The following is a 20853-nucleotide window of genomic DNA, read 5'->3' as shown; positions in this document are numbered from 1 at the left end:
TCCACTAGCGATCGACGGCCGTCGGTGGCGTGCCCCTCGACCCACCGACCGCACCGGGGCGCAGCCCGAACCAGCTGATGACACCGCCGGCCGCGAGGAGGACGGCGCAGATCACCATCGCCCGTCGGTACCCCTCGGTGAAGGCGACCGGGTCGGTGTAATCGGTCCCCGACAGCCCCACCAGCGCGGGCAGGGCCGCCACCGCCAGCAGCGAACCCGTGCGGGCCACGGCGTTGTTGATCCCGCTGGCGAGGCCGGCATACCGGTCGGCGACGGCCGCGAGCACGGTCGCGGTGAGCGGGGAGACCAGCAGGGCCAGGCCGAGCGCGAAGACCACCATGCCGGGGAGCACGCCGAGCCAGCCGGTGCCCTCGCCGACGCCCACCATCCCCAGGGTGCCGGCACCGCACAGGATCGGACCGACGGTCATCGGGACCCGGGGTCCGATCCGCGCGGAGAGCGCACCGGCGCGGGAGGAGAACATCATCAGCGCGACGGTGATCGGCAGGCTGACGAGTCCCGAGGCGGTCGCGGACCAGCCGGACGTGACCTGGACCTGGATGACGACGAAGAGGAGGACCGCGCCGAACGCCCCGTAGACCAGCAGCGTCATGGCGTTGGCGGCCGAGAAGACCCGGGAGCCGAACAGGTGCGGCGGCACCAGCGGGTGGGGCACCCGCCTGATGCGGACGAGGAAGGCCGCCGTCGCTGCAGCGGCGACCACCCAGGCGACGGTGAGCGCACCGGCGCTCGCGTCCGCGGCGGTCGTGAGGGCCCAGGTGGAGGCCCCCAGGGACACCACGACGAGCGTGGAGCCCACGAGGTCGAACCGGCCCTGCATCTCCTCGTCCCGGCTCTCCGGGGCCGACCAGCGGGCGAGGACGATCACCAGCACGCAGAGGGGGACGTTGATGGCGAAGATCCAGCGCCACGTCGTCACGTCCACGATGAGGCCGCCGACGAACGGGCCGACGGCAGCCGCGATGCCGGACACCCCGGCCCACGTGCCGATCGCCGGCGCGCGGTCCTCGGGGGCGTAGCTGGTCTCGATGAGGGCGAGCGCACCGGGCGTGAGCAGCGCCGCCCCCACGCCCTGCACCACGCGCGCGGCGATGAGCTGGGCGGGGTCCTGCGCGAGCGCGCAGAGCGCCGACGCGACCATGAACCACGTCACCCCCACGAGGTAGACGCGACGCCGTCCGTGACGGTCGCCCAGGGCACCCGCGACGAGGACGAGGGAGGCGAGCGTCAGGAGGTAGCCCCCGAGCACCCACTGCAGCTGCGGCAGGCTCGCGCCGAGGTCCTCGCCGACCGCGCGGAGGGCCACGTTGACGATGGACCCGTCGAGGATGGCGATGCCGGACCCGAGCGTCACGGCGGCGAGCATGGCGCGCCCCCGGGGCGAGCGCCTGTCCAGATAACCTTCCGCGGTCGTGTCGCTCACCCGCCCAGCGTAGGACCGTGCCGGGGGCACCGACGGGGCCAGGGACGCCCTGGTGGTCCGCTGGCACACTGGGATCATGCGCCGGTTGTGGATCGTCCTGCTCGCCCTCGTCGTGGTGGTGGTCGGGACGTCGTTGTACCAGGGCGACTACCTGTTCGCCCTCGCCTACGCCGCGGGCGGGCTCGCCCTCGTGTGGTGGACCGCTCCCCGCCGGGGCGGACGCACCACCACCCACCAGGAGGTCCTCGCCATGCCCGAGTCCGAGCGCCCCGTCGTCGTCTACTGGCGCCCTGGCTGCGGCTACTGCCAGCGCCTGAAGTTCGCGCTGGGCGCGGACACCGAGCGCGTGACCTGGGTGAACATCTGGCAGGACGAGGAGGCCGCCGCCTTCGTGCGCAGCGTCAACGACGGCAACGAGACGGTGCCGACCGTGGTGATCGACGGAACTCCCCACACCAACCCGGACGCCGGGGTCGTGCTCGAACGACTGGCCACCTCCTGAGACCTACGCCCGGTCAGCGCCTGGACAGCACGGAGAGAACGGTGCCGGCAGGGTCGGCGAACCACGCGATCTCCGGCCCCTGGCCGCCGGTGATCCCGAGCTCGTCCTGCTCGAAGCCGTCGTAGCGGAGGAACTCCACCCCGCGCTCGCCGAGCGCGCGCACGGCCGTCCGGACGTCCGTCACCGGGAAGTTGAGGACCGTGTAGCCGGCGGGCGCATGGTCCTCCTTGAGATAGACCATGACGCGCCGCGCCCCGAGCTCGATGCCGAGCAGGCCCATCGGCTCGTCGTGAGCTGGATCACCTGCGCGTAGTTGCCGTCCGGATCCTGCGCGGTGGCGAAGAGACTGCCGTTGCGGTCCTCGAGCGGGGCGACCCAGCGGGCTCCCGCCGCCTCCGCACGGTCCGCGAACGCTCGCGCTTCCTCGACCTCGAGGTTCAGGATGGTCCTGGCGGGGTCCGGGTGGTCCGGCTGCACGTCGTCGCGGGAGTCGATGAACAGGTACACGCCGCCGGCCAGGCCCAGGATCCGGTAGTCGCCCGTCCGGGTGTCGGTCTCGGGCTGCAGGACCGCGGAGTACCACGCGTGCAGCCGCTCCGGGTCGGTCGTGCCGAGCATCACGCTGCTGAGACGTGTCATCTCTTCTCCCGTCGTTCGTGGGATACCTGATGCCGCCCGTGGAGGGGTGACCGACCTCGACGGCCGAACTCATCGATGCGGCACCGCGAGCGTCCTCCCAGCGGTTCCGACGGCTGTCCGGGCCGCTGCGGCGCCGACCTTAGACTGGCCCGCATGTCCAACCTCTCGCGCGACGACGTCGCGCACGTCGCCATGCTGGCGCGCATCCAGCTCGAGGACCACGAGCTCGACCGCCTCGCCGGCCAGCTCGACCAGATCGTCGACTGGGTCGGCCAGGTCAACGAGGTCGCCGCCGCCGACGTGCCGCCGATGTCGCACCCGTTGCCCCTGGTCAACGTCACCCGCCCGGACGAGGTGCGCCCCAGCCTGACCGCCGAGCAGGCCCTGGCCAACGCGCCGGACGCCGAGGACGGGCGCTTCGGCGTGCCGCGGATCCTGGACGAGGAGTGAGGCCGCAGATGACTGACGCCACGACCGGCAGCGGCACCTCCCCCCGCGACCTCACCCGCCTCACCGCGGTCCGGATGGCCGACGGGCTCGCGGCGGGGGAGTTCACCTCCGTCGAGCTGACGCAGGCGCACCTGGACCGCATCGAGCGCCTCAACCCCGCGCTCAACGCCTTCCTCCTCGTCGACGCCGACGGCGCGCTGGCCGCCGCCCGCGCCGTCGACGAGGCGCGCACGGCCGGCGAGGAGCTGCCGCGCCTGGCCGGGGTCCCCGTCGCCGTCAAGGACATCGCCTGCACGCAGGGCCTGACGACCACGGCCGGCTCACGGATGCTCGAGCACTTCGTCCCGCCCTACGACGCCACGATCGTCACCCGCCTGCGGGACGCCCGGATGCCCATCCTCGGCAAGACCAACATGGACGAGTTCGCGATGGGCTCCTCCACCGAGCACTCCGCCTTCGGCCCGACCCGCAACCCGTGGGACCTGGAGCGGATTCCCGGCGGTTCCGGCGGCGGCTCGAGCGCGGCGGTCGCCGCCTTCCTCGCGCCGCTGGCGATCGGGTCCGACACCGGAGGTTCCATCCGCCAGCCCGCCGCGGTGACCGGCACCGTGGGCACCAAGCCCACCTACGGCGGGGTGAGCCGCTACGGCGTCATCGCGCTCGCCTCGAGCCTCGACCAGATCGGCCCGTGCGCCCGCACCGTCGTCGACGCGGCCCTCCTGCACGAGGTGCTGGCCGGTCACGACCCCCTCGACTCCACGAGCATCGACGCCCCGGTCCCGCCGGTCGTCGCCGCCGCCACCGGCACGCGCGACCTGACCGGTCTGCGGGTCGGCGTCGTCAAGGAGATCTCCGGCAAGGGCTTCCAGCCCGGCGTGCTCACCCGCTTCCAGGAGGCCCTGGACCACCTCCGCGCGCTCGGTGCCGAGATCGTCGAGGTGTCCTGCCCGCACTTCGTCTACGCGATGGCCGCCTACTACCTGATCCTGCCCTCGGAGGCCAGCTCCAACCTGGCCCGCTACGACGCGATGCGCTACGGCCTGCGGGTGGCGCCCGACGGCAGCCCGTCCGCCGAGCAGGTGATGGCGACCAGCCGCGACGCCGGTTTCGGCGACGAGGTCAAGCGCCGGATCATCCTGGGGACCTACGCGCTCTCCAGCGGCTACTACGACGCCTACTACGGCCAGGCCCAGAAGGTCCGCACCCTCATCGCGGACGACTTCAGGGCCGCCTTCGAGCAGGCCGACGTGCTGGTCAGCCCCACCGCCCCGACCACCGCGTTCCGGATCGGGGACAAGATGGAGGACCCGATGGCCATGTACCTCAACGACATCGCCACCATCCCCGCCAACCTCGCCGGTATCCCCGGGATGTCGATCCCCTCCGGTCTCGCGGACGAGGACGGCCTCCCGGCGGGCATCCAGCTGCTCGCCCCCGCCATGGAGGACCAGCGCCTGTATGCCGTGGGCGCGGCCTTGGAGGCCCGCCTCGCGCAGGAGCAGGGCGGCCCGGTCATCGACCGTCTGCCCGAGGTGCCGGAGACGGCACCGGAGCCGGGACGGCATACCGCCGCGGGCACGACGCAGGAGGGAACGGCATGACGATCTCGACCCGGCCGGTCCACCAGGAGGACACGGTCCCCTACGACGAGGCGCTGAGCCGCTACGAGCCCGTCATGGGCCTGGAGGTGCACGTCGAGCTGAACACCGCGACGAAGATGTTCTGCGGCTGCGCGGCCACCTTCGGCGCCGAGCCCAACACCCAGACCTGCCCGGTCTGCCTGGGCCTGCCGGGCGCGCTCCCCGTCGTCAACGCCACCGCGGTCGAGTCGGCGATCCGGATCGGGCTCGCGCTCAACTGCACCATCGCGGAGTGGTGCCGGTTCGCGCGGAAGAACTACTTCTACCCGGACATGCCGAAGAACTTCCAGACCTCGCAGTACGACGAGCCGATCGCCTTCGACGGCTGGATCGACGTCGAGGTGCCGGCCAACGAGGCCGGGGAGCCGCCGTTCACCTTCCGGGTGGAGGTGGAGCGGGCCCACATGGAGGAGGACACCGGCAAGTCGACCCACGTGGGGGGCTCGACCGGGCGCATCCACGGCGCCGACTACTCCGTCGTCGACTACAACCGGGCCGGCATCCCGCTCATCGAGATCGTCACCAAGCCGATGCTCGGTGCGGGCGACCGCGCCCCCGAGGTGGCCAAGGCCTACGTCTCGACCCTGCGCGACCTGCTCCGCGCGCTCGACGTCTCGGACGTGCGGATGGAGCAGGGCTCGATGCGCTGCGACGCCAACGTCTCCCTGATGCCGGTCGGCGCGGAGGTCCTCGGGACCCGCACCGAGACCAAGAACGTCAACTCGCTGCGCTCGGTCGAGCGGGCGATCCGCTACGAGATCACCCGGCACGCGGCGATCCTCGACGCGGGGGAGAAGATCTTCCAGGAGACCCGGCACTGGCACGAGGACACCGGCATCACGACCGCCGGGCGCCCCAAGTCGGACGCCGACGACTACCGTTACTTCCCCGAGCCCGACCTCGTCCCCGTCGCGCCGAGCCGTGAGGACGTGGAACGGCTGCGGGGCACGCTGCCGGAGAACCCGGCCGAGCGCCGCCGGCGCCTGCAGGCCGCGTGGGGCTACACCGACCTGGAGATGCGCGACGTCGTCAACGCCGGCGCCGTGGAGGTCATCCAGGACACCGTCGCGTCCGGCGCCTCGCCGGCTGCGGCCCGCAAGTGGTGGACCGGTGACCTCGCGCGGCGGGCCAACGCGCAGGGGGTCGCGGTGACCGACCTGGGCGTGACCCCGGCGCACGTCGCCGAGCTCGACGGGCTCGTCACCGGGGGTCGGCTCAACGACTCCATGGCGCGCCAGGTGCTCGAGGGTGTCGTCGCGGGGGAGGGCGGCCCCGCCGAGGTCGCCGACGCGCGCGGTCTCGAGCTGGTCCAGGACGACGGCGCTCTCCAGGCAGCCGTGGAGAAGGTGCTGGCCGCCAACCCCGACGTCGCGGAGAAGGTCCGGGGCGGGAAGGTGCAGGCGGCCGGTGCCCTCATCGGTCAGGTGATGAAGGAGATGCGCGGGCAGGCCGACGCGGCCAGGGCGCGCGAGCTCATCCTCGCGACGCTCGGCGTCGACGCCTGACCGCGGACGTGCGGGCACGGCATACCGTGGCGCCATGACCCCCACGCGACCCGTCGCCGCCGTCCCGCAGGAGCTCCTCGACCACCTCGGCCCGGTCGAGGGAGTCGAGGTGCTGGCCTACGACGGCGCCGACGGGGACACCCTCCCCGGCGGCGGCCGGGCCGTCGACGTCCTGGTCCTGCCCTTCTCGGCCGGCCCCCTCCTGCGGCGGCTGCGCGAGGTGCCTGGGCTGCGGGCCGTGGTCCTCGCCTCGGCCGGCTACGAGCACGCCCTGCCGCACGTGCCGGCCGGGGTCGCCGTGGCCAACGCGGTCGGCGTCCACGACACGCCGACCGCGGAGATGGCCCTGGCGCTGATCCTCGCCGCCCAGCGCGGCCTCGCCACCTACGCGCTCGCGCAGGCGGAGGGTCGTTGGGACACCAGCGGTGTCGGGCAGCGGCGGGCGCTGGCCGACTCCCGGGTGGTCGTCCTCGGCTACGGCGGCATCGGTCGGGCGCTCTCCCGCCGGCTGCTGGCGTGCGAGTGCGAGGTGGTCGCCGTCGCGAGCCGGCCCCGCGCGGGCGACGACCTCGTCGACACCGTCCACGGGAGCGGCGACCTCCCGGGGCTGCTCGCCGGGGCGCAGGTGCTCGTCGTGGCCGTCCCCCTCAGCGGGCGCACCCGCGGCCTCGTCGACGCCGCGGTGCTCGCCGCGCTGCCCGACGACGCGCTCGTGGTCAACGTGGCCCGCGGCGCGGTCGTCGACACGGACGCGCTCCTGGCAGAGTGCGCCGCCGGACGGCTCCGTGCCGCCGTCGACGTCACGGACCCCGAGCCGCTCCCGGACGGCCACCCCTTCCTCTCGACCCCGGGCGTCCTGGTCAGCCCGCACGTCGGGGGTGGCACCCCCGCCGCCTACCCCCGGATGGGCGCGTACGTGACCCGCCAGCTCACGGCATACCGGGACGGCGGACGCCTCGAGCACGTGGTGCACACCGCCTGACCGGTATGCCGCACGCGCCCTCCCCGGGCCCCGTGCGGGCCGGTCAGACCGGGGTCAGGGCGTCGGCTCCGCCCGCAGCATGGCTCGCGCCCGGGCGTCGCGACCGAGGTCGAGGGCGGCACCGAGCGCCTCGCGCCGCTCGTCGCCCGGCAGGAGCACCGCCGTGAGGGCGGCGGCCGCGGCCACCGGGTCCTCGCTGCCTGCCTCGTCGCCGGACGCCGGTGCGGACCCGCCCGCGAGCCGCGCCAGCAGCGCCGTGGGACCGGTGGCGTGCTCGGCCAGATCGGCGAGCGAGGGGCCGGCCGTGCCCATCGTCCCGCCCGCCGCCACCGACTGGATGACGTCGCGGTCCTGCAGCGCCCGACGGTCGGCGCGGGCCGCGTCGGTCCGGGGCTCGGTGCGCGTGACGGACACCGGCTCGCTGGTGACCACCGGTCCCCGCCCGCCACCCCCGACGTCGTAGGTGGCGACGAGGGTGTAGCGGCCGGCAGCCGGGAAGAGGGGCTGGGACGTGGGCGTGCTGAGCAGCAGCACGCCGGTCTCGAGCGCGGCGCCGGGGGCCAGCTCGAGGGTGCGGAGGCCGGAGTCGGCGGGCCACGGCCAGCCGGCCTCCAGCACCCCGCCGGCGCCGGTCGCGGTGACCCCCAGGTCACCCTCGGCGAGGGTGAGCCGGCCGTTGACGCTGACCGGCTCGGTGGTCTCGTTGGTCAGGCTCACCCGGCCGACGAGCACCTCGTCCAGGCCGGACGGCGACGGAACGTCCAGAACCAGTCGCAGGCCGGCGTCGCTGAGGCCGGTGTCGCTCTCGCCGGAGCTGGCCGGGCCGGAGTCGCTGGCGCCGGAGTCGCTCATCCCGACGTCGCTCGCGCCGGAGTCGCTCATCCCCGAGTCGCTCATGAAGGGGCCGCCGTCCCGAAGTCGGCCACGATGGCCTCCGCGGCAGCGAGGTCGGCCTTGCCCTTGCGGGCCCGGCGGGCCCGCGTCATCGCGGCTCCGACGACCGGGGCACCCGCCTCGACGGGGCTGGCGACGGTGGCTGCGAGGTGCACCATCTCCTCGGCCGTGCGCCCCTGCATGGCGAGGTCGAGGAAGTGCTTGGCCTCGTCCGGGGCGGCCTCGCGTGTGGCGTCGACCCCCCACGCCGCCGCTCCCGCACCGACGTCGTCCGCACCGGCCGTCACGTCCTCCGCACCGGGTGCCGCGTCGTCCGTCGGGTGGTCTCCTGAGCCGTCGGACCCTCCGCCCGACCGCCGGGCGGAGCGTCGGTAGTCCGTGTGGGTACGCGCCAGGGAGTTGGCGAGCACGAGGGCCGCGGCACCGCCCGTGTCCACGTCGTGGTGGGCCTCCGCCACGGTGACGAGGCGCGCCCTGGCGTCGAGATCGCTGCCGAAGTCTCCCAGGGCGAAGGCGCGGCCGACCCCCGCGTCCATCGTCTGCTCGGCGATGTCGACCTCCGTCTCGGTGGCCGCGGTGCGGACGTGGACGCGGACCCGGTTGCTGCGCACGGTCGTGAGGGTATCGGCCACGAACTCGGCCCGCACGACGTGCGTGCCCGGCTGCTCGAAGGTGACTCCCTCGCTGGTGAAGAACACCTGCATCCGCGCGGTCATCGACTCGCCGGGGGCCAGCTCGGTGACCGCGCGCGGACCGCAGGCCACGATGACGTCGCGGACCTGCTCCACGGCCCCGTCCGGGAGGACGTGGTGGAAGCGCAGGTAGCCCTCGGCCAGGTTGAGGCGGCCGGTGACCGTCCGGGGCTCGGCACCGGTGTTGGTGAGCGTCACCGAGGCGGTGACGAACTCTCCCACGAAGGTGTCGGTGGGCAGGTCGATCGTCAGGGCGAGGTCCTCGGCGTCGTCGCCGACCTGCAGGCCGGCGGCGTCCGCGGGGATGGGCACCCCGGCGGACAGGCTGCCGTGACCCCAGCCGAAGTTCTTCCAGCCGGGGCGCACCTGCGGGTCCGGGGCGTGCACGAGCGAGTCGTGGTCGTGCGGGGCGAACGCGAACGTCGCGTTGCCCGGGTAGGTGTCGGTGGCGGAGGCGAAGCCCATGACGTCGCCGGTCTGGTTCATGATCTCGGTGCCGATGGGCGGGTTGTGCGTGTCGTGCTTGGGGTGGAAGAGGTTGAGCGCGTGACCGGCCTCGTGCACGAGGGTGCGCAGGAAGGCGGCGGGCACCGCGTCGAGAGGCTGGTTCCGGGCGGACGGCTCGATGAACGACTGGTCGCCCAGGGTCGCGTCGGCGAAGCCGACGGCACCCTCGCGGGGGACGGAGTCGTCGTCGAACATCACCCCGAACAGCCCGCCCTGGGCCGAACCCACCAGGAGCCAGAGCCGCCAGGGGTCACCGGAGCCGGGGGCCCTGTGCGTGGTCAGCAGGGTCTGCAGCTCGGCCATCGACAGGCTGGCGTCGTCGGGCACACCGAGCTCGTCGACCCGGACGCTGACGTCCCACCCGCTGGTGGCGAAGACGTCGCGGAACGTCCGGGCGACGCCCTGGTGCATGGCGGACTGCGGCCACGAGCGCCCCGTCATCACGTCGACCTCGACGGCGCAACCGCGGTACATGGTCGAGGTCCTCGTCGCCCGGACGTCGTAGAGCCGACCGCCGATCGTGGCCGTCCCGTTCAGCACCGCTGCCGATCCGCTGCGGGCGAGGATCGAGCGACGGCAGGTGAGCCGCATGCTGCCGGCGTCCTCGGACACGAAGTCCTGGCTGGTGCGGTCCCACAGGTGGCGTCGCAGCCCGAAGCTGAGCACGCCGGAGGCGTAGCTCACCCCCGTGGAGCGGAAGTACCAGGAGTACTGGTTCGGGGGCAGCTGGGGGTAGGTCGGGTCGTCCGCGGACCCGTCCCCGTCGTGGACGACGCGCGTGAGCATCGACCGCTCGGTCCTCGGGTCGGGCAGGCTGTGCACGTAGATGTCACCGCTGATGCGCAGCGCGCGCTCCTGGACCTCGATGCGCATCGGACCGCGGATGGAGCGCCGCGCGACCGCAGGCTCCCGCACCCGGGAGGTCAGCTCGATCAGCCAGGAGCCCTTCAGCACCGGCAGGCCGCAGGACCGCTGGCGCAGGACCGGGCGCGCCGTCTCGGGCCTGACCCTCTCGCGCAGACCGGCGGCGAGGTGCGGCGGGGTGGGCGCGGACCAGTCGGCACCCTCCCCCCAGTCCTCGACGAGGTCGCCCTGCTCGTCGAAGAAGTACGGCCCCTCGTCCCCGCAGCAGCCGCATCCGGTGTCGTCGTCGTGCATCGCCATCTCCCCTGAGCGCGTCTGGCTCTGCGGACCGACGCGGTGGTGGCCAGACGGGACCACCGTGCGGGTGGACTCATCGCTGAGTCGTACTGGTGCGTGACCGGGTGCAGCACGGGCCGGGCCCGTGACCCGATCCTAGGAGCGCCGCGACCGGGCCGTCCACCGCGCTACGGTGGCGTCATGGCTCGCACGCTCGTCCTGATCCGGCACGCCAAGACCGAGCGGACCCACCCGGGTGGTGACCACGAGCGCGAGCTCGTCGACCGGGGCGGGGCCGATGCCCTGGCGCTCGGGAGGTGGCTCGCCGACGAGGAGCTCCTGCCCGACCTCGTCCTCGTCTCCACCGCCGCGCGCGCCCGCCAGACCACCGACCACCTGCTCGTCGGTGCGGGGGTCGACGACGCCGAGGTCTGGGCGGGGAGGGCTCTGTACGAGCGTGGTGCCCAGGGGGTGCTCGAGGCGGTCCGGGAGACCCCGGAGGGGGTCGGGACCGTCTGGGCCGTCGGCCACGAGCCCTCGATCAGCACCCTCACCCTCACCCTCGCCGACGAGACCGCCTCGGCGGGCACCGCCCTGGCGAGCGTCCGTGACCACGTCCCCACCGGCACCGCCGCCGTCCTGACCCTCGACGGGGCCTGGGCGGAGCTCGGGCAGGGTATGGCGAGGCTCGCGGCGGTGCACACCGCCCGGGGCTGAGGGCCGCCCCCGTCCCGGCCTCCTTCCGAACATCCCCTCCTCCCGAACATCCCCTCCTCCCGAACATCCCCTCCCGACCTGTGCATCGCAGATGATCATGTGCACGTGATATTTCAACCGCAGAACACCGGTTGGGGTGCACAGGTCGCGGGGGCCGGCCAAAACGGTTTCGGGTCTGTCCGTCCGCGGACGTACGATCCTGCGACGTGACTGCACCTGTGATCCGGGCTGAGGGCCTACGCAAGATGTACGGCGACTTCGCGGCCGTCGACAGCATCGATTTCGAGGTGCAGCCGGGGGAGAGCTTCGGGCTCCTCGGGCCCAACGGCGCGGGCAAGTCGACGACCATGCGGATGATCGGCGGGACCCTCGACCGCTCCGGCGGCACCCTGCAGGTGCTCGGGATGGACCCCGCCGAGAGGGGGCCGGAGGTCAGGGCGCACCTGGGCGTCATCCCGCAGCAGGACAACCTCGACGAGGAGCTGCGCGTGCGCGACAACCTCGTCATGTACGGCCGCTACTTCGGGCTGCCCCGCTCCTACCTCGGCCCCAAGGCCGACGAGCTGCTCGCCTTCGCCCAGCTCGAGGCCAAGGCCACCGCCAAGGTCGGCGATCTCTCCGGTGGCATGAAGCGTCGCCTCACCATCGCCCGCGGGCTGGTCAACGAGCCGAGGATCCTCCTGCTCGACGAGCCCACGACCGGCCTCGACCCGCAGGCCAGGCACATCCTGTGGGACCGGTTGTTCCGGCTCAAGGAGGCAGGGACCACCCTCGTGGTCACCACCCACTTCATGGACGAGGCCGAGCAGCTGTGCGACCGCCTCATCGTCGTCGACAAGGGTCGGATCATGGCCCATGGCTCACCGGCGCAGCTCATCCGGGAGCACTCCACGCGGGAGGTCGTCGAGGTGCGCTTCGGCTCCGAGCGCAACGCCCAGGTCGTCGCCGAGCTGGAGGGGGTGGGCGTGCGCAACGAGGTGCTGCCGGACCGCATCCTCATCTACACCCCGGACGGCGAGGGGGCGCTGGAGGAGATCACCCGGCGCGGCCTGCACCCGGTGACCTCGCTGGTCCGCCGCTCCTCGCTGGAGGACGTCTTCCTCCGCCTCACCGGGAGGTCGCTCGTTGACTGAGCCCCAGACCCGCGCCGGCGGGGTCGAGCTGGACACCAACCGGCTCGCCTACTCCGGACGCGCCCCCTCGCACGCGGTGATGGCCGAGCGGGCCCGACGCCTCGGCGTCTGGTACTACGCCGAGACCACGCTGCGCGGCATGCGCGCCTACTTCTGGCCGATCCTCTTCTACTCGGTCGGGCAGCCGCTGCTCTACATGATCGCGATGGGAGTCGGCCTCGGCACCCTCGTCACCCGCGGGGTCGGCTCGGTGGACGGCGTCGACTACCTCACCTTCGTCGCGCCCGCGCTGCTCGTCTCGACGGTGGTGATGTCGGTCTCGGGCGAGCTGACCTACCCGGTGATGGGCGGTTTCAAGTGGCACCGCCTCTACTACGGGCCGCTCGCCAGCGCGGTCTCGCCGGGGCAGATCGCGCTCGGGCACCTGCTGGCCGTCGTCATCCGCTTCGTGCTCCAGTCGGCCATCTTCTGGGCCGTGATGGTCGCCTTCGGCGCGACCCCGTCGGGGTGGTCGACCTCCCTGCTGGTGATCCCGATCGGGGTGCTCAGCGCCACCGCCTTCGGCGCCCCCCTCCAGGCGTATGCCGCGTCCGTCAAGGACGAGGGACTCCAGTTCGCCTTCATCCAGCGCTTCCTCGTCATGCCGATGTTCCTCTTCGCGGGCACCTTCTTCCCGCTCTCGGTGATGCCCGTCTACCTGCAGTGGATCGGCTGGATCTCCCCGGTCTGGCACGGCACCCAGCTGGCGCGGCTGGCCACCTACGGCGCCGACGTCCCGCTGCCGATGGTGCTCCTCCACCTGTCCTTCCTCCTCGGCCTCACCGTCCTAGGCATGGTGCTGGCCGTGCGCGTCTACACCCGGAGGTTGCGCTCGTGACCACGTCCACGCCCGCCCGGCGGGTCGCCATACCCCCGGTGCTCGCGGGCCTGACCTCCGGCAACGTCGGGGCGGTCCTCGAGCGCGGGTTCACGGTCATCAGGAACCAGAACTGGATGATCCTCCTCTCCGGCTTCTTCGAGCCGGTCTTCTACCTCCTCGCCATGGGGATCGGGATGGGCGGTCTCGTGGGCGAGGTGAGCGGCCCCGGCGGGCGCCCGATCACCTACGCCGCCTACATCGCGCCGGCACTGCTGGCGACGTCGGCGATGAACGGGGCGATCTACGACTCGACGTGGAACGTCTTCTTCAAGCTGCGCTTCGCCCGTCTCTACGAGGCGATGCTCCAGACCAGCCTGGGACCGCTCGACGTCGCGCTGGGCGAGATCCTCATGGCGCTCTTCCGCGGCTTCGTCTACGCGCTCGGCTTCCTCGGCGTGCTCGCCGTGATGGGGCTGGTCTCGTCGTGGTGGGCGCTGGCGATGGTGCCTGTCGCGGTGCTCATCGCGTTCGGTTTCGCGGCCCTGGGGATGGCGGTCACGAGCTACCTGAAGAACTTCCAGCAGATGGACGTCGTGAACTTCGTCATGCTGCCGATGTTCCTCTTCTCCGCGACCCTCTACCCGATCAGCGTCTACCCCGAGGCGATCCAGTGGTTCGTCATGGCGATGCCCCTGTGGCACGGGGTGGAGCTGATGCGGCAGCTCTCGGTCGGGCACCTCACCGCGATGACCGTGCTCCACGTCGGCTACTTCGTCGGGATGACCGCGGCCGGTCTGTGGCTGACGACGGTGCGGCTGCGGGCCCTCTTCCTCCGCTGAGCTCCCCCGGCGACCGGGTGCGTAGGGTGGGGACGTGAGCAGCGTGCTGGATCCCGACTCGGCCGACCTGTCCCTCCTGCAGGACCGGCAGGTCGCGGTGATCGGCTACGACGCGCTGGCCGCCGCGCACGCGCTCAACCTGCGCGACAGCGGGGTGGACGTGTGGGTCGGGGTCTCCCCGGAGTCGCGGCTGGCCGCCCGCGCCGAGACCGAGGGCCTGTCCGTCGCCTCGCCGGAGGAGGCGGTGCGCCGCTGCGACGTCGTCCTGCTCCCCGGCTCCGTCGAGCGGCACGGTGAGTACGACACGGCGGCCCTGCGCGGACTGGTCGCCGAGCACACCGAGCCCGGTGACCTCGTCATCGTCACCTCCGCGGGGATCGTCCGCGAGGCGGGTCTCGCGGTCCCCGAGGGCGTCGACCTGGCCATGCTGAAGGCCGTCGGCGACGGCGACCGGGTCCGCGACGAGTACCTCGACGGTCGCGGCTGCCCCGCCCTCGTGGCCGTTGCCCGGGACGGCAGCGGCGCCGCGTGGGCGACGCTGACGGCCTACGCCGCGGCGATGGGCGCGCTGCGCTCCGGCGCGATCGTCACCACCCTGGCCCACGACGCCGAGGCGGTGGCGTATGCCGAGGCGCACCTCCACGCGCCCGTGCAGCGTATGGTCGAGCGCGCCTTCGAGGAGCTGGTGGCGCGCGGGGTCGAGGAGGAGGTGGCCTACCTGGCGGTCGTGCACGGACTGAAGGAGCGCGTCGACCAGATCGTCGACGGCGGGTTCGCGACGCAGCACGGCCCGGACGGCCGGCCCGGCTCCGACCCGGCCTCCGGCGCGACCAGCCGCAGGGAGGCGGCCCGGGCCGCGCACCCGCTGGAGCGCGTGGGGCGTCGGGTGCGCGCCATGATGAGCTGGATCCGCTGAGGCACGGCGTCCGGTTAGTCTCGGACCCATGACTACGACGTCGCCCAGCACCTCCTTCGCCGTCACCGAGCGGGACGCGAGCTCGCGGACCTCTCCCGAGGAGATCGCCAGGCTCCTGCAGAACCCCGGCTTCGGCGCGGTCTTCACCGACCACATGGTGCAGGTCGAGTGGGACAAGGGGCAGGGCTGGCACGACGCCCGGATCGTCCCCTACGGCCCCCTCCAGCTCGACCCGTCGGCCGCGGTGTTCCACTACGGCCAGGAGATCTTCGAGGGGATGAAGGCCTACCGGCACGAGGACGGGTCCGTGTGGACCTTCCGGCCCGAGCGCAACGCCGAGCGGCTCAACGCCTCGGCCCGCCGGCTGGCGCTGCCCGAGCTGCCGCCGACGATGTTCCTCGACGCGATCAAGGAGCTCGTCACCCTCGACCAGGGGTGGGTGCCGGAGGCCGGGTCGGGTGAGACCTCGCTCTACCTGCGCCCGTTCATGATCGCCACCGAGGCCGCGCTGGGTGTGCGACCCAGCAACAAGGCGCTGTTCAGCGTGATCGCCTCCCCGGCAGGGTCCTACTTCGCCGGTGGGCTCACCCCGGTGAGCCTGTGGGTGAGCGACCTCTACGTGCGGGCCGCGCCGGGCGGGACCGGGGCGGCCAAGTGCGGCGGCAACTACGCCGCCTCGCTCGCCTCCCAGGCCGAGGGGATCGAGCACGGCTGCGACCAGGTCGTCTTCCTCGACGCGACCGAGCACCGCTACGTCGAGGAGCTCGGCGGCATGAACCTCTTCTTCGTGTATGCCGACGGCCGGGTCGTCACCCCGGAGCTCACCGGCACCATCCTGGCCGGGGTCACCCGTTCCTCGCTCGTAGAGCTCGCGCGAGAGCGCGGCCTCGACGTGCAGGAGCGCAAGTTCACCATCGACGAGTGGCGGGAGGGCGTGGCCTCCGGCGAGATCACCGAGGTCTTCGCGTGCGGCACCGCTGCGGTCATCTCGCCGGTGGGACGGCTGGCCTGGAACGGTGGCGAGCTCACCATGCCCGACTCCCACGAGGTGACGATGTCGCTGCGCCAGGAGCTCCTCGACATCCAGTACGGACGCGCCGAGGACAGCCACGGCTGGCTCTACCGGCTGGTCTGAGCCAGACCGTCCAGGGCCGCCACGAGCTCGCGGCGCAGCGCGTTCGAGCGCTGGGTGAAGGCGCGCTGCGCCTCGACGTACTCCGCCTTGCCCTCGGCCGTCTCGATACGGACGGGCGTGTACCCCAGGCCGCGCAGGTCGTACGGCGCCGCGCGCATGTCCAGCTCGCGGACGTCGCGGGCCAGCCGGAAGGCCTGCAGCGTCAGGTCCGACGGCACCGCCGGGGCGAGCTTGAAGCACCACTTGTAGAGGTCCATCCCCGCGTGCAGGCAACCCGGCTGCTCACCCGCCAGCTGCCCCTCGCGGGTCGGGGTCAGCGTGTTGCGCGGCGCTGCGTCCGGGGTGAAGAACCGGTAGGCGTCGACGTGCGAGCACGCGAGGGTGTGGGACTCCACGACCTCGTCGGTCCCGGCCCTCCCCAGCCGCAGCGGCCAGCCTCCGTGCCGGACCTCCTGGTCGTCGGCCCGGTAGACCATCGCCCATTCGTGCAGGCCGAAGCAGCCGAACCGCCCCGGCCGCGCGAGCGTCGCGGTCAGCAGCGAGCGCACGAACTCCACCGTCCGGCCCCGTCTGGCGAGGAACCCGGGGACGTCGAGGTATGCCGTGCCGCTCCCGTCCACGAGGTAGGAGCCCCAGGAGGCACGCTCGGCGGCGCCCTCGAGGCCCACGCCCGGACCCGGGTGCCACCGGGCGAGCTGCGCCGGGCGGAAGGCGTAGTACTCCCAGAGGAAGTCGTCCACGGGGTGGGTGCGTCCGGAGACGCGACGCTCGACGCGGTCGGCGGACACCTGCGCGACGGCGGCCGCGTGGGCGGCCGCGCGTCCACGCCATACCTGCTCGGCAAGCACCTCCACGATGCCTCAGACTAGACAACCGCCCCCGGGGGCTCCCGGTGGCGGCTGTCGGACGGCCGTGGGTCAGTGACCGGAGTGCACCGCGCCGCGACCGTGGAAGTCGTCGGTCCCGGGCTTGCCGGCGTCGATCGCGCGCAGCCGCATCTCGCGCTCGACGTGGGCCGGCCTCATCTCCCCGCCGTGCTCGCTGATGATGAGTGCCGCGACGCCGGCGGCGTGCGGTGCGGCCATCGAGGTGCCTGCGGACCAGTAGTAGGACGCGATGGCCGGGTTGAGGTTGGACCCCGTGCTGAAGACGAGGTCGAAGACCCAGCACGGCTGCGTGACACCGCCGACGGTGCACGGCTCGTTCGTCGGGTAGGCGACGTCACCGCCGGGGCCGGAGAAGGTGATGCCGGACGTGCCGTAGTTCGTGTAGGTGGCCGGGACGAAGAAGTTGCCGTCCCAGTTCTCCGAGGCCCAGCCGGTCGGGGCGTAGGCAGAGATCCGGATCGCGTGCGGCGCCGAGGCCGGGAGGTTGAGGATGTTGCCGTCACCGTCGAGGTCGTGCTCGTCGTTACCGGCGGCCACGACGACGGTCGTGCCGTTCTGGTAGGCGTGGCGGACGGCCCGGTAGGTGGCGTCGGCCAGCTTGGTCACCTCGTTGCTGTCCTCGGTCCGCGGGACGAGGCCGCCCAGCGACATGTTGATGACGTCGGCGTCGACGTCGGTCGCATGGTCGATGCCGGCGATCACGTCCTCGAAGGACCCGGAGCCCGCGTCGCCCAGCACCTTGACCAGCACCAGCTCGGCGTCGGGCGCGACACCGATGGTCCCGAACCCGTTGTCCGCCGCCGCGATCGTGCCCGCGACATGGGTGCCGTGGCTGAAGGCATCGGGGAGCGCGTAGGAGAGCCCCTCACCGGTCATGTCCGCGCTGAGCGCCAGGTTGACGTTCGGTACGAGGTCCGGGTGGTCCAGGTCGAAACCGGTGTCCAGCACCGCGACGCGCACCCCCTCGCCCGTCACCCCGTCCTCCCAGGCCTCCACGGCACCGACGGGGACGTGACCCCACTGCAGGTCGAAGCGGGCGTCGTCGTTGCCCGAGCTGGGCGGCAGCTGCTCGGCGTCGAACGCCACGTGGGTGCCGAGGTCCGCGTCGAAACCCGTGTCGCGGACCACGGTGGTGCCGGCGACCCCGCGGAAGGAGGCGCCCGCCTCGACGACCGCGACGCCGAACGGGTAGGTCTTGGTCACCGTGCCCCCCGCCCTGGTCACGGCCGCGCCGAGGTTCTTGGGCAGGGTCTGACTGTTGCTGATGACGAGGTAGGTCGTGTCGGCCGGGCCTGCGAGCGCGGCGGGCGCGGCGCCCGCGGCGAGGAGGCTGACGGCCCCGAGGCCGACGGCAGCGTGCCTGAGTTTCATGGGGTGTCCTTCAGGTCGTGGCGGAGTGGCGGTGCCGCCAGTCTGCAGCTCGACAGTCCGCGCCGTCCAGACCTCGCTCGCCGGCACCCGCGCCGCCGCGCGCGAGAGCCGCGCGGGCACGCCATACCCTTGGCGCATGCGCATCTGTCGATTCATCACGGGGGACGACCCGCGGTTCGGGCTGGTGGACGGGGCGGGGGAGAGGATCGCCGAGATCACCGGGGACCCGCTCTACACCCGGATCGAGCTCACGGGGGAGACGTTCGAGGTCGACCAGGTCCGGCTGCTCGCGCCGGTGATCCCACGGAGCAAGGTCGTCGCCATCGGGCGCAACTACGCCGACCACGTGCGTGAGATGGGCACCGAGCTGCCGGCGGAGCCGATGATGTTCTTCATCCCCAACACCTCGGTCTGCGGCCCGGACGACCCCGTCGTCATCCCCTCCTTCGCGCAGGAGATCTCCTACGAGGCGGAGCTGGCCGTCGTCATCGGCCGGATGTGCAAGGACGTCGCCGCCGAGGACGCGCGGTCGGTCATCTTCGGCTACACGGTCGCCAACGACGTCACCGCCCGGGACCTGCAGCGCCGCGACGGGCAGTGGGCGCGGGCCAAAGGCATGGACACCTTCACGCCCATCGGGCCGTGGATCGAGACGGACCTCGACGTGTCCGCCCTGCGGCTGACCGCGACGGTCGACGGCGAGCTGCGCCAGGACGGCACCACCGCCGACATGGTCTTCGGTGTGCCCGAGATCGTCGCGCACGCCTCGGCGGCCTTCACCCTGCTGCCGGGGGACATCCTGCTCACCGGGACGCCCGCCGGCGTCGGACCGATCACGGCCGGGCAGCGCTGCGAGGTCGAGGTCGAGGGGATCGGCGTGCTCGCCAACCCGTTCGTGGCCGCGGACGACCACGGCTGAGCCGGCATGACCGACTCCCCGATCGGGGTCTTCGACTCGGGCTACGGCGGGCTCACCGTCGCCCGCGAGGTCCTCGACCAGCTGCCGCAGGAGTCGGTCCTCTACCTGGGCGACACGGCGCGGACGCCCTACGGACCCCGCCCGATCGCCGAGGTGCGCCAGTACGCGCTGGAGTGCCTCGACCGGCTCGTGGACCACGGGGTGAAGGCGCTCGTCATCGCCTGCAACAGCGCGTCCGCCGCGGTGCTCGCCGACGCCCGGGAGCGGTATGACGTGCCGGTCGTCGAGGTGATCCGCCCCGCCGTGCGCCGGGCGATGGCGGTGACGCGCTCCGGCCGCATCGGCGTGATCTCCACCGAGGCGACGCACCAGTCGCGCGCCTACCTGGACAGCTTCGTCGCCGCCCCGCCCGACGTGCGGGTCTTCTCACGACCGTGCCCGCGCTTCGTGGAGCTGGTGGAGGCGGGCGTCACCAGCGGGCCGGAGGTGATCGGGACGGCGCGCGACTACCTGGCACCCCTGCAGGAGGAGGGCATCGACACCCTCATCCTCGGGTGCACCCACTACCCGCTCCTCACCTCGGCCCTGCAGTACGTCCTCGGTGAGGGGGTGACGCTGGTCTCCTCCGCGGCCGCCACGGCCGCGGACCTGTTCCGCGTGCTCACCGACGGTGGCCTCCTGGCACCGCCCGACGCGGAGCCCGGTCACCAGTGGCTGACCACCGGTGACCCCCAGGGGTTCACCTTCCTGGCGCGCCGCTTCCTCGGGCCGGAGGTCGAGCAGGTGCACCGGGCGTTCGTCGGGAGGGCCGAGGAGCGGGTCTGAGCCGGCCGGCCCGGCGAGGACAGCGTCAGGACACCCACCGAGGAGACACCGATGGCCCACACCTGGGACCCGGACCGCTACCTGACCTACGCCGACGAGCGCGGGAGGCCGTTCGTCGAGCTGCTCTCCCGCATCGCCGCGACCGGCCCGGCCACCGTGGTCGACCTCGGCTGCGGCACAGGCAACCTCACCCGGTTGCTGGCGCAGCGGTGGCCGGGCGCCGACGTGCTGGGCCTCGACTCCAGCCCGCAGATGGTGGAGCGGGCACGGCGGGTCGAGGGAGTCACCGCCCGGGTGGCGACCATCGAGGACTTTGCCCGGTCCGGGACCTCGCGTCCGCCCTCCGACGTCGTCGTCACCAACTCTGCGCTGCAATGGGTCCCGGACCACCTGGCGCTGCTCCCGGACCTCGTGGACCGGGTGGCGCCAGGAGGCTGGTTCGCCCTCCAGGTCCCCGGCAACATGGACGAGCCCAGCCACACGATCCGCCGCGACCTGGCCGCCGAGGCCGACTACGCGGCCCACACCCAGGGCGTCGCCACCCCCCGGGCGCACGACGCGCAGACCTACCTGCGGGTGCTGCAGGCGTGCGGCTGCGAGGTGGACGCGTGGGAGACGACCTACCTGCACGTCCTGCGGGGCCAGGACCCCGTGCTCACCTGGGTGTCCGGCACCGGGGCACGGCCCACGCTCCAGGCGCTGCCGGAGCCCCTGCGCTCCCGCTTCGAGGCCGAGCTCGGCCGCCGGCTCCGGGAGGCCTACCCGGACCGGGGGCACGGGGTGGTGCTGCCGTTCCGCCGGGTCTTCGCCGTCGCCCGCCGCGGCTGAGGCCACCAGGGTGCGCCGACCATGCACCA

The 20853-nt window shown here is 72.9% G+C and carries 21 protein-coding genes; 14 read left to right on the top strand and 7 right to left on the bottom strand.

The genetic code is table 11. The features are described 5' to 3' along the window. Nucleotides 1-4: 4 nt before the first annotated feature. The gene (locus tag D4B81_RS02485) at nt 5-1444 is read right to left on the bottom strand and encodes an MFS transporter (RefSeq protein ID WP_237565765.1); all 1440 of its coding nucleotides are present in this window, start codon (nt 1442-1444) and stop codon (nt 5-7) included. A gap of 76 nt (nt 1445-1520) precedes the next feature. Between D4B81_RS02485 and D4B81_RS18665 the strand changes: the two genes are divergently transcribed. Further along, a complete protein-coding gene (locus tag D4B81_RS18665; RefSeq protein WP_237565764.1) occupies nt 1521-1946 on the top strand; it encodes a glutaredoxin domain-containing protein in 426 nt (141 codons plus the stop codon). Between the two features lie 13 nt (nt 1947-1959). Here D4B81_RS18665 and D4B81_RS18400 read toward each other — a convergent pair whose 3' ends face one another. Continuing rightward, nucleotides 1960-2130, bottom strand: a complete 171-nt coding sequence (locus D4B81_RS18400) for a hypothetical protein (protein ID WP_202613540.1) — start codon at nt 2128-2130, stop codon at nt 1960-1962. Next, nucleotides 2127-2585 carry a VOC family protein gene (locus D4B81_RS02475; RefSeq protein ID WP_202613539.1) on the bottom strand — a complete coding sequence of 153 codons (459 nt, stop codon included), beginning with the start codon at nt 2583-2585 and terminating at the stop codon, nt 2127-2129. The genes D4B81_RS18400 and D4B81_RS02475 overlap by 4 nt, the downstream gene beginning before the upstream one ends. Nucleotides 2586-2738: 153 nt before the next feature. Between D4B81_RS02475 and gatC the strand changes: the two genes are divergently transcribed. From gatC to D4B81_RS02455, 4 genes are read left to right on the top strand one after another with little or no spacing between them, the layout of a single operon-like run. Continuing rightward, a complete protein-coding gene (gatC, locus tag D4B81_RS02470) occupies nt 2739-3035 on the top strand; it encodes an Asp-tRNA(Asn)/Glu-tRNA(Gln) amidotransferase subunit GatC (protein ID WP_097186908.1) in 297 nt (98 codons plus the stop codon). A gap of 8 nt (nt 3036-3043) precedes the next feature. Further along, nucleotides 3044-4636 (top strand): Asp-tRNA(Asn)/Glu-tRNA(Gln) amidotransferase subunit GatA, encoded by a 1593-nt coding sequence (gene gatA, locus D4B81_RS02465; RefSeq protein WP_122260938.1) that lies wholly within the window; start codon nt 3044-3046, stop codon nt 4634-4636. After that, the gene (gene gatB / locus D4B81_RS02460) at nt 4633-6180 is read left to right on the top strand and encodes an Asp-tRNA(Asn)/Glu-tRNA(Gln) amidotransferase subunit GatB (protein WP_122260937.1); all 1548 of its coding nucleotides are present in this window, start codon (nt 4633-4635) and stop codon (nt 6178-6180) included. Before gatA ends, gatB begins: the two co-directional genes overlap by 4 nt. A gap of 34 nt (nt 6181-6214) precedes the next feature. Further along, on the top strand, nt 6215-7162 hold the full coding sequence (locus D4B81_RS02455) for an NAD(P)-dependent oxidoreductase (RefSeq protein WP_122260936.1): 948 nt from the start codon (nt 6215-6217) through the stop codon (nt 7160-7162). 54 nt (nt 7163-7216) lie between these two features. Here the strand turns inward: D4B81_RS02455 and D4B81_RS02450 are convergent, their stop codons facing one another. Together D4B81_RS02450 and D4B81_RS02445 are read right to left on the bottom strand one after the other, a co-directional pair. After that, nucleotides 7217-8044, bottom strand: coding sequence for a hypothetical protein (locus D4B81_RS02450; RefSeq protein WP_122260935.1), 828 nt, complete (start codon nt 8042-8044; stop codon nt 7217-7219). An 11-nt stretch (nt 8045-8055) separates the two neighbouring features. Further along, complete coding sequence (locus D4B81_RS02445) at nt 8056-10413, bottom strand: hypothetical protein (RefSeq protein WP_122260934.1); 2358 nt, start codon at nt 10411-10413, stop codon at nt 8056-8058. Between the two features lie 183 nt (nt 10414-10596). On the opposite strand from D4B81_RS02445, the gene D4B81_RS02440 reads away from it, so the two are divergent. From D4B81_RS02440 to D4B81_RS02415, 6 genes are all read left to right on the top strand, one after another. Then, complete coding sequence (locus D4B81_RS02440) at nt 10597-11112, top strand: SixA phosphatase family protein (protein WP_122260933.1); 516 nt, start codon at nt 10597-10599, stop codon at nt 11110-11112. 245 nt (nt 11113-11357) lie between these two features. After that, nucleotides 11358-12245 carry an ABC transporter ATP-binding protein gene (locus D4B81_RS02435; protein WP_202613554.1) on the top strand — a complete coding sequence of 296 codons (888 nt, stop codon included), beginning with the start codon at nt 11358-11360 and terminating at the stop codon, nt 12243-12245. Next, entirely contained in the window at nt 12238-13122 is an 885-nt protein-coding gene (locus D4B81_RS02430; RefSeq protein ID WP_237565763.1) for an ABC transporter permease, read from the top strand. The genes D4B81_RS02435 and D4B81_RS02430 overlap by 8 nt, the downstream gene beginning before the upstream one ends. Then, the gene (locus D4B81_RS02425) at nt 13119-13943 is read left to right on the top strand and encodes an ABC transporter permease (RefSeq protein WP_122260931.1); all 825 of its coding nucleotides are present in this window, start codon (nt 13119-13121) and stop codon (nt 13941-13943) included. The genes D4B81_RS02430 and D4B81_RS02425 overlap by 4 nt, the downstream gene beginning before the upstream one ends. A 34-nt stretch (nt 13944-13977) precedes the next feature. Next, a complete protein-coding gene (locus tag D4B81_RS02420) occupies nt 13978-14859 on the top strand; it encodes a ketol-acid reductoisomerase (protein WP_122260930.1) in 882 nt (293 codons plus the stop codon). Nucleotides 14860-14887: 28 nt separating this feature from the next. Beyond that, the gene (locus tag D4B81_RS02415) at nt 14888-15994 is read left to right on the top strand and encodes a branched-chain amino acid aminotransferase (RefSeq protein WP_122260929.1); all 1107 of its coding nucleotides are present in this window, start codon (nt 14888-14890) and stop codon (nt 15992-15994) included. Here the strand turns inward: D4B81_RS02415 and D4B81_RS02410 are convergent. Together D4B81_RS02410 and D4B81_RS02405 are read right to left on the bottom strand one after the other, a co-directional pair. After that, on the bottom strand, nt 15979-16848 hold the full coding sequence (locus D4B81_RS02410; RefSeq protein ID WP_122260928.1) for a 3-methyladenine DNA glycosylase: 870 nt from the start codon (nt 16846-16848) through the stop codon (nt 15979-15981). The genes D4B81_RS02415 and D4B81_RS02410 overlap by 16 nt on opposite strands. A 63-nt stretch (nt 16849-16911) precedes the next feature. Next, a complete protein-coding gene (locus D4B81_RS02405; RefSeq protein WP_122260927.1) occupies nt 16912-18252 on the bottom strand; it encodes a S8 family peptidase in 1341 nt (446 codons plus the stop codon). Nucleotides 18253-18388: 136 nt separating this feature from the next. Between D4B81_RS02405 and D4B81_RS02400 the strand changes: the two genes are divergently transcribed. Genes D4B81_RS02400 through D4B81_RS02390 form a run of 3 tightly spaced genes read left to right on the top strand, consistent with a single transcriptional unit; the run spans nt 18389 to nt 20824 of the window. Continuing rightward, complete coding sequence (locus D4B81_RS02400) at nt 18389-19171, top strand: fumarylacetoacetate hydrolase family protein (protein WP_122260926.1); 783 nt, start codon at nt 18389-18391, stop codon at nt 19169-19171. Between the two features lie 6 nt (nt 19172-19177). Beyond that, the gene (murI, locus tag D4B81_RS02395; RefSeq protein WP_097186894.1) at nt 19178-19996 is read left to right on the top strand and encodes a glutamate racemase; all 819 of its coding nucleotides are present in this window, start codon (nt 19178-19180) and stop codon (nt 19994-19996) included. Between the two features lie 51 nt (nt 19997-20047). Then, entirely contained in the window at nt 20048-20824 is a 777-nt protein-coding gene (locus tag D4B81_RS02390) for a methyltransferase domain-containing protein (protein ID WP_122260925.1), read from the top strand. The last annotated feature ends 29 nt before the right edge of the window (nt 20825-20853 follow it).

This window comes from Ornithinimicrobium cerasi (genome assembly GCF_003702705.1).
In the GTDB taxonomy this organism is placed as follows: domain Bacteria; phylum Actinomycetota; class Actinomycetes; order Actinomycetales; family Dermatophilaceae; genus Ornithinicoccus; species Ornithinicoccus cerasi.
Note: the sequence above shows the minus strand (reverse complement) of the source record. Positions and strands in the feature narration are given on the sequence as shown.